Source organism: Vibrio sp. 10N.222.55.A1 (assembly GCF_041473835.1).
GTDB classification, from domain to species: Bacteria; Pseudomonadota; Gammaproteobacteria; order Enterobacterales; family Vibrionaceae; genus Vibrio; species Vibrio crassostreae_C.
The window spans coordinates 108,915-123,023 of the sequence record NZ_JBFRSX010000060.1 but is presented as its reverse complement, the minus strand read 5'-3'; the positions used below and the strand labels follow the sequence as shown (position 1 = coordinate 123,023).

9 protein-coding genes are annotated in these 14,109 nt (G+C 44.5%); 4 read left to right on the top strand and 5 right to left on the bottom strand.

Features of this window, described 5'->3' with window-relative positions:
• The 3 genes from AB4493_RS17515 to speA form a co-directional block, all read right to left on the bottom strand.
• On the bottom strand, positions 1-3,571 hold a 3,571-nt coding region (locus tag AB4493_RS17515), incomplete at its 3' end, for a retention module-containing protein (RefSeq protein WP_372155520.1).
• A gap of 664 nt (positions 3,572-4,235) precedes the next feature.
• The gene (speB, locus tag AB4493_RS17510; RefSeq protein WP_372148744.1) at positions 4,236-5,165 is read right to left on the bottom strand and encodes an agmatinase; all 930 of its coding nucleotides are present in this window, start codon (positions 5,163-5,165) and stop codon (positions 4,236-4,238) included.
• The gene (gene speA, locus AB4493_RS17505) at positions 5,165-7,072 is read right to left on the bottom strand and encodes an arginine decarboxylase (RefSeq protein WP_061018558.1); all 1,908 of its coding nucleotides are present in this window, start codon (positions 7,070-7,072) and stop codon (positions 5,165-5,167) included. The genes speB and speA overlap by 1 nt, the downstream gene beginning before the upstream one ends.
• A gap of 561 nt (positions 7,073-7,633) precedes the next feature.
• Between speA and AB4493_RS17500 the strand changes: the two genes are divergently transcribed.
• The 4 genes from AB4493_RS17500 to AB4493_RS17485 all read left to right on the top strand — a co-directional run bounded on the left by AB4493_RS17500 (position 7,634) and on the right by AB4493_RS17485 (position 13,090).
• On the top strand, positions 7,634-9,070 hold the full coding sequence (locus AB4493_RS17500) for a coniferyl aldehyde dehydrogenase (RefSeq protein WP_017070227.1): 1,437 nt from the start codon (positions 7,634-7,636) through the stop codon (positions 9,068-9,070).
• Positions 9,067-9,645 carry a TetR/AcrR family transcriptional regulator gene (locus AB4493_RS17495; RefSeq protein WP_017066051.1) on the top strand — a complete coding sequence of 193 codons (579 nt, stop codon included), beginning with the start codon at positions 9,067-9,069 and terminating at the stop codon, positions 9,643-9,645. The genes AB4493_RS17500 and AB4493_RS17495 overlap by 4 nt, the downstream gene beginning before the upstream one ends.
• 516 nt (positions 9,646-10,161) lie before the next feature.
• Positions 10,162-11,736, top strand: coding sequence for an ABC-F family ATP-binding cassette domain-containing protein (locus AB4493_RS17490; protein ID WP_372155519.1), 1,575 nt, complete (start codon positions 10,162-10,164; stop codon positions 11,734-11,736).
• 115 nt (positions 11,737-11,851) lie between these two features.
• Positions 11,852-13,090 (top strand): leucine-rich repeat-containing protein kinase family protein, encoded by a 1,239-nt coding sequence (locus tag AB4493_RS17485; RefSeq protein WP_372155518.1) that lies wholly within the window; start codon positions 11,852-11,854, stop codon positions 13,088-13,090.
• Between the two features lie 81 nt (positions 13,091-13,171).
• On the opposite strand, the gene AB4493_RS17480 is transcribed toward AB4493_RS17485, so the two are convergent.
• Together AB4493_RS17480 and yqfB are read right to left on the bottom strand one after the other, a co-directional pair.
• Positions 13,172-13,621, bottom strand: a complete 450-nt coding sequence (locus tag AB4493_RS17480) for a hypothetical protein (RefSeq protein ID WP_372155517.1) — start codon at positions 13,619-13,621, stop codon at positions 13,172-13,174.
• 68 nt (positions 13,622-13,689) lie between these two features.
• Positions 13,690-14,004, bottom strand: a complete 315-nt coding sequence (gene yqfB / locus AB4493_RS17475; protein ID WP_017063603.1) for a N(4)-acetylcytidine aminohydrolase — start codon at positions 14,002-14,004, stop codon at positions 13,690-13,692.
• Positions 14,005-14,109: the final 105 nt, after the last annotated feature.

The following is a 14,109-nucleotide window of genomic DNA, read 5'->3' as shown; positions in this document are numbered from 1 at the left end:
TATCGAGGTTATTTGGTGTCGTAGCGTGATTGAGAGGGCCAAGCAAGGTAAACGTATAAGCACCGTCATCAGTCAGCACTAATGTGAAGATTGGCGTCCCACCTGGGTCAGTTGCCCCTTGGTAGGTAGTCGTGTTAGTGGCACCTGTGATCTCAGTGATCTTAATACCTTCATTGCCCGACGATAGCGTCGCTTCTAGCGTTGAGATATTGCGTAGTTCGTAAACCTCTACTTGGTCTGCTCCTTCTGAGGTAACAAACGAGCCTGCCGCCTGAGCGACAACAGAGCCTAAATCGCCTTCATCAACGACAAACGTACTCGCAACTGTCGTATCAGTGATGCTTGGCACATCATCCGTCACCGTGATCTTCAAATCGATCGCATTCGATTTATCTTGGTCGAAATCTTCAGCTACAACAGAGAAGCTAAGGTTAATCGCGTTTTCACCCGCGCCATCAAGGTGCTTAAGTGGTTTAAGCAATTCGAATTGATAGCTGTTATCCGAGGTATCGAAAATAATCTCGAACACCGCTTCATTACTCGTTGCTGTTTGAGCAACATAAGTGAAGGTTGTGCCGCTTTGTGACACAGCTTGCCACTCTAAACTTTCTCCATCAGAGGTTAAGCCAGTCAGAACCAAATCTTCATCGACCAGTTCATACTTCACAACACCATCGGCGCCTTCATCAACCGTGAATAACCCATTAATAATGGTATCTTCAGATTGATCTGAACCAATACCAGTAAGATCGTCTTCATCGACAACCATTTCACCAGTCGGCGCCGTCATTACTGGCGCAGCATCGAGCACCTCGATTGGCAATACATATTGGTTAGAATCATCGCCATCACGATCAACAGCAACAACATCAAACGGTATTGTTAATGTATCGAGGTTGCTCGGTGTCGTAGCGTGATTGAGAGGACCAAGCAAGGTAAACGTGTAAGCACCATCATCAGTCAGCACTAATGTGAAGATTGGCGTTCCGCTCGCGTCAGTTGCACCTTGGTAGGTCGTCGTGTTAGCAGCACCTGTGATCTCAGTGATCTCAATACCTTCATTGCCCGACGATAGCGTCGCTTCCAGCGATGAGATATTGCGTAGTTCGTAAACCTCAGCTTGGTCTGCACCTTCTGTGGTAACAAACGAGCCTGTCGCTTGAACGACAACAGAGCCTAAATCATCTTCATCAACGACAAACGTACTCGCAACCGTCGTATCAGTGATGGTTGGCACATCATCCGTCACCGTGATCTGCAGATCGACCGCATTCGATTTATCTTGGTCGGAATCTTCAGCCACAACAGAGAAGTTAAGGTCAATCGTGTTTTCACCCGAGCCATCAGGGTGTTTAATTGGTTTAAACAGTTCGAATTGATAGCTGTTATCCGAGGTATCGAAAATAATCTCGAACACCGCTTCATTACTCGTTGCAGTTTGAGCAACATAAGTAAATGTTGTGCCGTTTTGTGAAACAGCTTGCCACTCTAGACTTTCTCCATCGGAGGTTAAGCCAGTCAGAACCAAATCTTCATCAACCAGTTCATACTTCGCAACACCATCGGCGCCTTCATCAACCGTGAATAATCCATTAATAATGGTGTCTTCAGATTGATCGGAACCAATACCAGTGAGGTCATCCTCATCGACAACTGTTTCCCCTGTAGGTGCTGTCATCACTGGTACATCGTCTTTAACATTAACGAGGATCTCAGCGGCTTCTGGTGTACTCGAACCGCCAGATAGTGCAGAACGGTCGCCATCTGCATCAACAGCATAAATTGGCAATGCAAAAGTTAGCAGCGCATCTTCAGCGCCTTGATGAGAAAGTTCTTCATAAAGATTAAACTCATAGTTGCCCAATGAAGGGCTATCAATTTTAACATCAAAGACCGTAATTCTCGTTCCATTGACCTCAACGTAACCTTCATAAGTTCTTACACCACCGATCTCACCAATCAGCTCAAGTAGCACAGCCTCACCATTTGAAACCAAGGTGCCACCCGTATTAAATTCCGTCGGCTCCAGTTCATAATGGTCGATGATGTCGCTTTCGAAAATATCGGCAGTGATACTTCCGCTCCCCGCTACAGGCGCGGTTCCCTCTTGTGAGCCACCAATGATGCCTGCTTCATCGACACTAATACTGTCGACATTAGTAATGACTGGGCTATCGCCATCAGTGATAACAATGTTGATGTTATTGGTTACAACATCTTGGTCGAAATCGGTAATCGTGATCGGTAAATCGAACGTCAGTGAATCGGTGCCCACTTGTTCTATTGGATTAAACTGCTCGAATTTATAAGTACCATCGGTATCTAGTGAGATAGTGAGAACAACCTCACCTCGACCTTGAATGGACAAAGTGATCGTTGTCCCATCATCAGATAGCCTTGCAAGCGTATTTTGATTATCACTGAGCAACCCATCAAACTGGTCCAGTGCACCAGCATCAAATACAGCTGATTGAAGATTATCACTACCAATATTGGAGAACGTTCCTTCAATTGCTGCACTGCTAGTTTCTACGTTACTGATATTCACACTTTCAGCAGACGGATCGACCCCATCAACCACGGCAACTTGCGCATTAATTGGTGTTGCTAATGGGTTTCCGGCGGTGTCTTCACCTTGAATATCAAAAGTGATGTTAATTTGATCGCCTGTATAGGAAACCTGGCCACCACCAACAGATGTTACGTGATCAATTGGTTGAGAAATCGTTGTGATCAGTGAAAGCTCAGCGTTGTTTCCAACACTAACAACATCGATGTCGATGCGTAATACTTCATCGGTGCCTTGAACACCAATGATAGAGTTCGTCGCCGCATCATAAGTAAACGTAACGGGCTGACCACTTGAGGTAATATCACTGTTTAGCTCTGTGAGTAGCGAAGCGAGGGACAGTGCATCTGGAGCGAAAGAATCAGGGGAGAGCGCTAAACTACCAGCAATAATCGTTTCAGTAGTTGTAATAGATTGGGGGTAGGTATTATCAGAAATGGAGCCTTCAGTGAGCACTTCACTGATTGATTGACCGCCCAATGAACGAGTTATTGTTCTAAATTGTTCTCTATCTTCATCAACCGATTGATCTGCTAAACCTGCGGTTTCAAAGAATGTCGATGGCTGAGTCTGTGTGTAGTTGTAATCAATAGTGACAAAGCCGGAGTTTGCAGAACCTTGTCCAGCACCAGCGGCCGTTGCCTCTAGGATTTGAGTCGGATCGGCACCACCTAAAATGGCTTCTTGAATTGCAGCAAGGTCGTCTTCAGTAAAGGTTTCTGCATCTGATTGCTGTAAGTCAAAATTAACCTCACCAGCTATTGGGGCATCTACCCATGCAGCGTTGTCATCAACACAACCGACGCAATTCTCTGCAACCGGAATCGAATCATTCTGAACGCCTAATACAAGCTCTGACTTGTTGGCCGTAATCACGATCTCATTTTCACGGATGGTATCGCCAACTGAAACTTTTCTTGCGCTGCCGTCTGGCTTAACTACGACGACATCTCCACTCGTTGCTTCAACTACCGCAACCTGGCGCGAAACTTCAATATCCATACATCCCCCGTTGTCACAAAGCACTATTTTTAAGCGCTGTGAAAATTATTTGTAATAGCAATTTCAGGTTTTAATTGAACGCATACTTAGCTCTCATCTAATGGCAATCCATTGTTATGCCCAATCGGCTTGAAAAGAGAGAAGTATTTCACCTGTTTTTTTATAGTTTACTTACCCTTAAGCCTAGTCTTCCCCATAAAAAATGCCATGTCTGTGCGAAGAGACATCTTTTCGCAAATCCAAGTATTCTTTCAAGGCTTAAAAACCCTAGTCAAAAGTTAGTAGGATGCTGATTAATATGCAAATGAGCGCGCAATATAAATACACATCTTCGTTTTATAAATATATACAGTAACAAAGTTGATAAATCATTAGCGAATACAGGGCATTAATAGCGGTAAGCTCTGCATCCTTAGTAAAGCAGAGGCAAGTCCCATCTTTGAGACACCTCTCAGAATCAATGTGATGATTTTTCGCTCACAAATCATGAGATAGACCGTAGAATACGAGCCTTTTAGCCTATTAGTTCACAGCCAAGAAAAGACTACTTACTGAGATGCGAGAATAGAATGTTTGTTGCTCGGCAAAACAAAAAAGCCCACTAAGTTGAAACTTAGTGGGCTTTAAAATCAGTATGTAGCGTTACGCTTTTAACAATCAAACACTATGATTTAGCGAGGCGATTTGCCGTCCAAACATAAAGCAGCTCAAGTGCGATAGTTGCACCAGCCAGTGCTGTAATCTCGCTTTGGTCATACGCTGGAGAAACTTCTACAACGTCCATACCAACCATGTTGATGCCCTGCAAACCACGGATAATTTTCAGAACTTTATCTGAATTCAAACCACCGCATACCGGAGTACCTGTACCCGGAGCAAAAGCAGGATCCAGACAATCGATATCAAACGTTAGGTAAACTGGCTTATCACCAACAATGCCTTTCACTTGAGCAATGATCTCGTCCACGCTCATGTCGTTCGCTTGCATCGCGTTAATAACGTTAAAGCCGTGTCCTTCCTGCTTGTACTCTGTACGAATACCAATTTGCACTGAATGTTCAGGCGAAATTAAACCTTCATTTGGCGCATGGTAGAACATAGTACCGTGATCGTAACGACTGCCCTGACTGTAAGTGTCAGTGTGCGCGTCGAAGTGAATCAGAGCCATCTCACCGAACTTCTTGCCGTATGCTCTAAGTAAAGGCAGTGTAATGAAGTGATCGCCACCTAAACCTAACAGAGTTTTACCACTGTTTAGAATCGCATCAGCGGCTGCTTCTAAACGCTGAGTTAAATCTTCAGCATCACCGCAATCAAACACAAGATCGCCAGCATCAATCACCGAGGTATGTTCAAATACATTGAAGTCCCAAGGAAATTTTTTGCCTTCCCACGCCAAGTTTACAGACGCACGACGAATCGCATCAGGGCCCATACGAGCACCCGGTCGACCAGACGTCGCCATATCTAACGGCACGCCCAACACAACCACATCAGCATCGTTATCAATTGGGTTCTGTACCAATGGACGACGCATAAACGTCATCGCATTGGAATACAGCGAGTAATCTGGTTTGGTAAATAGATCGTTCATTAAAAATCCTCAAGATAGGTGTAACCCATCAAGCCTTGCTCTAACTCTTCAAGTACGCTTTGCTGCTCTTGCGCTGGTACTTTCGCCGTTACTAATTCTTTGTAGTTCTGACGAATTAGATCCATATCGATATGAACATAACGCATCATGTCTTCAACCGTGTCGCCTTCGTTGATGTAGTCGATATTCGCTTCACCGCTTTCGTCAACGTTGACCACTACGCTGTGAGTATCACCAAATAGGTTATGCATATCACCCAAGATCTCTTGGTATGCGCCTACTAAGAAAAAGCCCATCAGGTATGGTTCATCTGGGTTCCATGCAGGAACTGGCAGAGTCGTTTCAATACCTTGACCATCAACATACTGGTCAATCGTACCGTCAGAGTCACAAGTGATGTCCAACACTACAGCACGACGCTCATCCGCATTGTCTAAACCGCTCAGTGGCAATACAGGGAACACCTGATCAATACCCCAAGCATCTGGCAATGACTGGAATAGTGAAAAGTTCACGAAGAACTTGTCCGCTAAACGCTCGCTCAACTCATCCAAAATTGGACGGTGGTAACGGTTCTTTGTGCTCATGCGAGTGCTAAGCTCGTAGTTAATACGCAAAGACATTTGCTCTGCCCAAGCACGATGCTGAAGATTCAGCATACCGGTCGCAAATTGGTTGTGCGCTTCTGCAATATCGCTCTGAGTGTCGTTATAGATCTCAATCAACGCACGGTCATCATTACCAGCATCGAGCTCTAAGAAGTTCTTCCACATGTTGTTTAGCAACAGTGGTGCGTCTGCTTCTGGCGCAGCCATATCTTCCGGTGAGTAGCTTTCAGTACCAATCACGTTGGTGATCAACACAGCATGGTGCGCAGTCAGTGAGCGACCAGACTCCGAAATAATCACAGGTTGTGGCTGATTGTAGAGTTTACAAATATCCCCTACTGTCATCACGATGTTACGAGCGTACTCAAGCAAGCCGTAATTCATTGAGTTTGAAGATTGGCTACGCGTGCCGTCGTAATCGACTGCCAAGCCACCACCAACATCTAAGAACTTCAGTTGAGCGCCAATATCACGCAGTTCACAGTAGAAACGAGCCGCTTCACTCACGCCATTTCGCACGTCACGAATGTTTGCCATTTGCGAACCTAGGTGGAAGTGCACAAGTTCAAGTACATCCAGCTGGTCTTCGGCTTTCAAGCGTTCGATAACAGTAAGCACTTGTGATGCAGACAGGCCAAACTTCGACTTCTCACCACCACTTGCTTGCCATTTACCTGCGCCTTGAGAAGCAAGACGGATACGTAAACCCAAACGAGGTTTCACACCCAGAGCTTTCGCTTCAGAAAGAACAAGATCAAGCTCTGACAGCTTCTCTAGAACGATAAAAACCTTGTGCCCTAGCTTCTCGCCAATCAGTGCAAGGCGGATGTATTCTCTGTCTTTGTAACCGTTACACACGATCACAGAGCTCGCTTTTTGAGCCAGCGCCAATACCGCTAATAGTTCAGGTTTGCTGCCCGCCTCTAGTCCTAGCTGCTTTTGCTCTAATTGAGCTTGGCTCGCTAAGATCTCATCAACCACTTCTTTTTGTTGGTTAACTTTAATCGGATAAACAAGTAGGTAACGATTGTCGTACTGATATTCGTCGATCGCTTGGTTAAATGCGTTACAGATATTGTGCACACGTTGATGCACTATTTGAGGAAAACGCACAAGAGCAGGTAAACCAATATTTCTTTGCTCTAACTGTTTTACGATCTTACTTAGTGGGACTTGATGATCGGTTTCGCTCGGTGAAACATACACCTCACCGTTATCATCAATTCCATAAAAACCTTGGCTCCAGTGCTTTACATTATACTCAGCACGGATGCGTTCCAAATTAACCGAATTTTCCAATTCTAGAGACCTCACACTATAGGGCCATCGACAGAAGATACCTCTTTGGAATAGCGAGGTATAACCCAACAAAAAGCGTTCAAAAACGATTTGTTGGCTGCATTAACCGATATTATTAAGAGCGAGTCCAACCATTGATATTTGTGGTGACGATTACGTTTTTTTATCGACAGATCGACTTAAAATGACAGGTAAGGAATTACAAGGTTTTAGGGTAAAAAACAGGCTGAAGCGCATTAAATATAAAGCAATTTCTCACATTAAATTAGGGAGAAAAAATGTGCAGAAACCAAAAGATTTTTAGTAAATTGAGTGAGGTTAAGTCAGAGTTGTGACAAATATAAGCACTTCACAATCTGAACTCTCGCTATCACCAACACAGCTTGTGTCCCGCGATTCGATGCCGATAAACACTTCATTCTTCCTACTAGAACTCGCTCACTTCAATGTTGTAACCGCTCAATTTTTGAACTTTTCTCGCGCATATCTTGTATTCGGTTCAATCTTCTTGTAATTTTAACTGACCAACCAATCGGTCAGCCTTCGAATTTAGGGGATACTATGAGCCATAATCTAGACCTTGAACCAAACACGTCGAGCACCAACGACATGGATCAAATATTCAACCGACAACAAGATCACTACCGTAACAACGTTAATCCAACACTTGATCAGAGACGAAATGATCTCTCAGTCTTGAAAAAACTATTAATGCGCTACCAAGAGCAGTTAATTGAAGCGGTATCAGAAGATTATGGCCATCGAGCAGAGCACGACAGCTTAATTGCTGACATCACCCCTTCCCTACACCAGATCAATTACAGTGATAAAAACCTGAAGAAGTGGTTGAAGCCTTCACGTCGAAAAGCCGGCTTGATGCTAACACCAGCCAAGATTACTGTGCATTATCAGCCAGTAGGTGTGGTTGGTATCATCGTGCCTTGGAACTTCCCAGTCATGCTCTCTTTAGGCCCTCTGATCACAGCGTTAGCAGCGGGCAACACGGCGATGCTCAAGATGTCGGAGTTTACTCCAGCGACCAACCGAGTTTTAAAAGCGATGTTGGCCGAAGGCTTTAGTGAAGATCAGGTTGCGATTATCGAAGGCGAAGCTGACGTTTCCGCTAAATTTAGCCAACTGCCGTTTGACCATATCCTTTTCACAGGCTCAACCGCTGTGGGTAAACACGTTATGAGAGCAGCGGCTAACAACTTAACACCAGTTACCTTGGAATTAGGCGGCAAATCTCCAACCATCATTGCCCCTGACTTTGATGTAGCTGACGCTGTTGAACGTATCTTGTTTGCCAAGAGTCTAAACGCTGGCCAGATATGTGTAGCGCCTGATTACATCTTATTGCCGCGAGAAAAATCAGACGAGTTCATCACAGCCTATAAGCGTTATTTCAAGAAGCTTTATAAAGCCGGTATTGAGAGCAAAGACTTAACCTCAGTGATCAACATGCGCCAATACAATCGCTTGAAAGGTGTCATTGAAGACGCACAAGCCAAAGGCGCGGTTATTCACACGGTAACCGAACAAGCACAAGACGATGTAAACCACAGAATGACGCCGCACCTTCTCACCGAAGTGAACGATGAGATGCTCGCGATGCAAGAAGAGCTGTTTGGTCCTGTTTTGCCTATCGTGCCTTATGATTCCATCGAAGAAGCAATCAATTACATCACAGAGAGAGAACGCCCACTGGCTCTGTACCTAATGAGCCATAATAAAGAAACCCAAGACAAGCTTTTATCAGACACGCACTCTGGCGGCGTGTGTATTAATGATTCTTTGGTGCATGTGGCTGCAGAAGACGCACCATTCGGTGGCATCGGCCCTTCAGGCATGGGACACTATCACGGCATTGAGGGCTTCAAGACCCTTAGCCATGCCAAAACCGTTCTAAGTAGAGGAAAAATCAACTTCACCAAGTTAATGCATCCTCCTTACAACAACCCAATCAAGAAACTGATGTTCAAAGTACTCAATAGATGATCACCAAAAGACAAAAAATCCTAGATGCTGCACTCCTGCTCTTCTCTCAACAAGGGCTAGAGGGCACATCTACCGGACAAATAGCGAAAACAGCCGGCGTGGCAAAAGCGACGTTGTTCCACCACTTCGAGAATAAATCTCTATTGATTGATGAACTGTTTCGCGAGCTGAAGCTAGAGCTATTCTCGACCCTTCAACCGCACACTGATGTGGCTGTAGAAGATCGCTACCAAACCTTTAAGTTCATGTGGATCACAGGAATTGAGTGGGCATTAGAGAATCCGGTTGCGATGAAGTTCTTCACCAATGTTCATTTCGACCCAACGACTCAAACTCGAGAAGTGATTGTTTCACAGATGTTCGCATCGCTAGACGAGATCATTTTGAAAGGGCAACAAGATGGTGAATTGATGGTGTTGGACATTAACCTTGTTAGACACTTCATTCATAGCCACTTTCTGATTTGTGCAAACTGGCTGATTGAACAAAGCGAGTCTCCACCAGAGCAAACATCGAAGTACATCAACGATAGCTTTGATATGTGTTGGCGCGCCGTTGGTGGGCAAACCAAGTAGCTTTAGCTTTAAGCCCAAGGCTCTAAGCTCTAAGCTCTAAACCCAAAGATATAAGTTCTAGACTCAACTGATTTCCAATAATGATCACTAAAGCGCCACAAAGGCGCTTTAATTATTTGAACACAATTTGATCACCTCAACATATTGACTCAGAGTACTTTCTTTCAGTACCATCCCACCATCATTTCAAAAGAGAATAACGCCATAATGAAGTACTAACATCCTGACATCCGATTTATTTTTATAAAAATCATTTGGACACTCGGGGTTAGTGGGCGTTACTTCATCATCTATTTTCGCGACAAATCAAGCTCTTAAAGATCCGTTTTTTGACAAACAAACATCTTTAAGATCAGTACCTCAAAGACAGGAACCATCTCAATACCGCTTTCTCTCTTTCATTGGTCATCTATCTAAGTAACGCCTTTGGCGATCTGTTGTTAGCATCCAGCAGGAGCTTGCACAGAAAAGCGCCTCACCCCTTTTACTCGTTTACACGTAAAGGGAGGTATTTCTATGCCGACTATATTAGCCAATAATCTCTCATTCCAACTCGATACTGGTGAGTGGTTATTCAAAAACATCACCTTTAATTTGAGCACTCGCCTCACAGGCCTAGTCGGAAGAAATGGGGCTGGAAAGTCATTGTTACTTTCGTTGCTCGTTGGACAAAAACAGCCCACAACGGGCAGTGTTTCGCGCCAAGGTTCAATCGGCTTTTACTCTCAGTTACCATCAAAGCTACTGGATACCAACATCACCATCGCTGACTTCTTAGGACTCACCGAAAAGTTAGAAGCGTTAAGCGCCATAGAACAAGGTAGCTGTGAACTGCAGCACTTCAATATCGTTGGCGATGATTGGGATTTAGAGGCACGTACCCAGCAGTTGCTAGGTACATTAAAGATCACTCGTGATTTGAACACACTTTGTTGCTCTTTGAGTGGTGGGCAACTCGCCCTGTTACAGCTTCATCAGCTATTCGTATCAAATAACGACATACTGATCCTCGATGAGCCTTCGAACCATTTGGATAACGACGGACGCAATTGGCTACTAGAACAATGCCAGTTGTTTGAAGGTAAGGTACTTGTCGTCAGCCATGATCGAAGCTTATTGAGACAAATGGAAGGTATCTACCATCTCAACAGTTTGGGGTTACGTTTCTATAAAGGAAACTACGATGACTACTTCAAACAAATGTCGAATCAGGCCGATGCACTAGATAAACAGATTGCACATCACCAATCCGAAAAGAAACGACTGGAGCGCCAAGCTCAAGCTAATAAGGAAAAAGCACAGCAACGTGAGTCTCAAGGTAATCGACTCAGAAAGTCCGGTAGCCAACCCAAGATATTATTGGATGCGATGAAAGATAAAGCAGGACGAACGCAAGGAGCATCAGCCACTAGTCAAAAGAACTTAAAGGACCAAAACCAACATAAACTTCAATCTCTTAAAGAACAAAAGGAACAACTAAAACCACAGGCCTTGTATCTACAACAGAGTAATAACAGTAAAAAGAGCTCTTTGTTAACCGTTGAAAACTGCCGCCTTATTTACGGCTCTGGTGCGCCAATCAGTTTCTCTTTATCACAAGGGGAACGGTGTTATCTAACCGGTGCTAACGGGTGTGGAAAGTCGACACTGTTAAAAGCGATTCACGGTCAACACGCCAATTATAAAGGCTCGATTAAGCGCTTAGGGGCGACCGTCTATTTGGATCAACACTTTGGCCTGTTAGACACCAACGATACGATGTTCGATAGTTTAATAACGCATAGCTTTGTATTAACAGAGAGCGACGCGCGAACACTGCTAGCGGGAATTGGATTCAGGCGTGACTCGGTATATCGAAAAGTCGATCACCTCAGTGGTGGCGAGAAAATGAAGCTGGCGATGTTGATCGTCAGCCATAAACAGGATGCCCCACTTCTTTTGCTTGATGAACCAGACAATCACTTGGACATAGACTCGAAGCAAATATTGGCTTCGGCTCTGCGTGAATACCAAGGCGCATTCATCTTGGTCAGTCATGATAGCGATTTTGTTGAGGAGATCGGCGTTAGCCAAAACCATATACAGCTTTAACCTTCGTAAATTCGTTCACTGAGCTTAGTTAGGCGAGTATTCTTCCGGATACTCGCCTTTCTCGGTTGAGACAAGTAAACTACTCGCCTCGAACATCTATTCATAAGGCTAAGGTTTGCATACTCTAGAACAATTAAAATCAGGGCAACTTAAAGGTATTAAGCGTCTAAAACTATCAGAAGGTCTCACAGAGTTCCCTCTAGAAATCATAGAGCTTGCAGATTCTCTTGAGATCCTAGACCTTTCAGGTAATCAGCTGTCAGACCTACCAGCCGAGTTATCAAAGCTAACTAACCTGCGTATTATCTTCGCGTCGAATAACCTGTTTACGCACCTGCCTGATGTTCTAGGGTCACTTCCTAAGCTCGAAATGGTTGGCTTCAAAACCAACCAAATCAAAACCGTTAGCGAACAATCTCTGCCGACTCAACTACGTTGGTTAATCCTGACCGACAATGAGATTGAGGCCCTGCCTAGCTCACTAGGTGAAAGACCGCGACTACAGAAACTGGCATTGGCGGGTAACAAGATTCGCGTGTTACCAGAAAGCATGGAAAACCTATCCAACCTTGAGCTAGTTCGCCTGTCTGCAAACCAGTTGACTGAATTCCCAGAGTTCCTTATCAAGCTACCAAAACTGGCTTGGTTAGCGTTTGCGGGTAACCCGTTTTGCAAACACCCTAGCAGCTTAGATAGCGTGCCTGCGGTTAGCTCTCAAAGCTATTCACTGAATCAAGTACTTGGCCAAGGCGCATCTGGCGTGATCTCGCATGCAAGCTGGCTAAACAGCGACTTCGATTTTCCACAGGAAGTGGCGGTTAAAGTGTTTAAAGGCGAAGTCACCAGTGACGGCTACCCACATGATGAACTGGAAGCGTGCTTGCAGGCTGGACACCATAACAACTTGGTAAAATCTATCGCCCAAGTAGAGGAACAAGATTACCTAGCTTTGGTGATGGAACTCATTCCAAACAGCTACTACAACCTAGGGCTACCACCAACACTCGAGACTTGCACGCGTGATACTTTCCCAGAAGGTTTCGAACTTTCAATTGCTCAAATCAATAGCATTACAGAGCAGATGATTGATGTGTTTGAACACCTTCATGCCAATAAAGTCTCTCATGGTGATCTATACGCTCACAACACTTTAGTGAACGAACAAGGTCAGATGATCTTGGGTGACTTTGGCGCTGCGACTATCTACGGCTACCTAACTGAAGAACATCAACAAGGTATTCGCCGAATTGAAGCACGTGCATTGAAGTACTTTATTGAAGACCTACTGACGATTTGTGCAAAGCAAGATCAAGACAGCGAGCTTTATACTCGATTGGCGAACTTCGAAGCTTAATAGAAGTATTCAGTCAGATTGAAGACAACAAAGCCAACATCACTGTTGGCTTTTTTATATGCTAATTAAACGAACCAGCGTTTAGCTTTCAACTTGAACAAGCTTCAAGTACGAATGCAGCTCTACGCTCTTATACTCAACCGCAGAGTGAATATTAAGGTCAGCACGAGCCACAACAGCAAACTGGTAGCAGTTCTCACCCTTCAGAATCTCGACGTGTAACAAACCGTCTTTTAGTTGCCACTGCCCTGTTGTTTCAAATCGGTCGAACAAACGATATTCAATCAAAGAACCGTCAGCATTGAAGTGCACTTCAGTGATGTAACCGCCGGGGCAGCTCTTCACCCAAACTCGATTCTCGATATCACTGACCGTAAAGTTACGCCTTGTGTCACGCCACGCTAGAAAGCCTTCGCTATCATAAAGAGCAATGTCGAGATCAGTTCTAGAGATTAACGGCTGCTCATTTTGCTCACGACAATAAAGTTGAAGCAAAATTTGCTGAACTGTTTCGCTCTGTAATTCACTCATTGTGGCTTCCCTTTATCATTGCTCTGCGTTAGACGCAGTATTGATCAACAAATTCTATTTAAAGCGGGCTACACAAGCTCGTAAGAAACCACATACAGTTGAGAGATACCCGGGTAGATATCTTGAATCACGTCTTTCAGTACTTGCAGCGTCATGTTCTCTTGCTGAGCATGGAACTCACCTAAGTCATCAAACAAAATTGGCTCAACGCTGATGATCTTAAGATTACAGAACACACGGTCTTGCTCTAGCGTCGATACTTCCACAACACTGCCTGGCTGGTAGTCTCGCTCAGATTCATCACGAATAGTAATCGTCTTCTTGCCAGATAGGATGTCAGTTTCAAAACGTTCGAAGAACGTCATAGTGGTCGGTGCGGTCATTTATTTCGGTCGCTTTACATTTAAAGGTTAGGTAAATGTTTATATACCAGAATGCGTGTTCAAGCGAATAAAAATTAGGTGCGGGATGCGAGATGCGAGATGCGA

What these genes read in the sequence shown, in the direction of transcription:
- speB (WP_372148744.1), bottom strand. Translation starts at nt 5,165, where the DNA reads ATGAACGATCTATTTACCAAACCAGATTACTCGCTGTATTCCAATGCG.
- AB4493_RS17500 (WP_017070227.1), top strand. Translation starts at nt 7,634, where the DNA reads ATGAGCCATAATCTAGACCTTGAACCAAACACGTCGAGCACCAACGAC.
- AB4493_RS17495 (WP_017066051.1), top strand. Translation starts at nt 9,067, where the DNA reads ATGATCACCAAAAGACAAAAAATCCTAGATGCTGCACTCCTGCTCTTC.
- AB4493_RS17490 (WP_372155519.1), top strand. Translation starts at nt 10,162, where the DNA reads ATGCCGACTATATTAGCCAATAATCTCTCATTCCAACTCGATACTGGT.
- AB4493_RS17480 (WP_372155517.1), bottom strand. Translation starts at nt 13,621, where the DNA reads ATGAGTGAATTACAGAGCGAAACAGTTCAGCAAATTTTGCTTCAACTT.
- yqfB (WP_017063603.1), bottom strand. Translation starts at nt 14,004, where the DNA reads ATGACCGCACCGACCACTATGACGTTCTTCGAACGTTTTGAAACTGAC.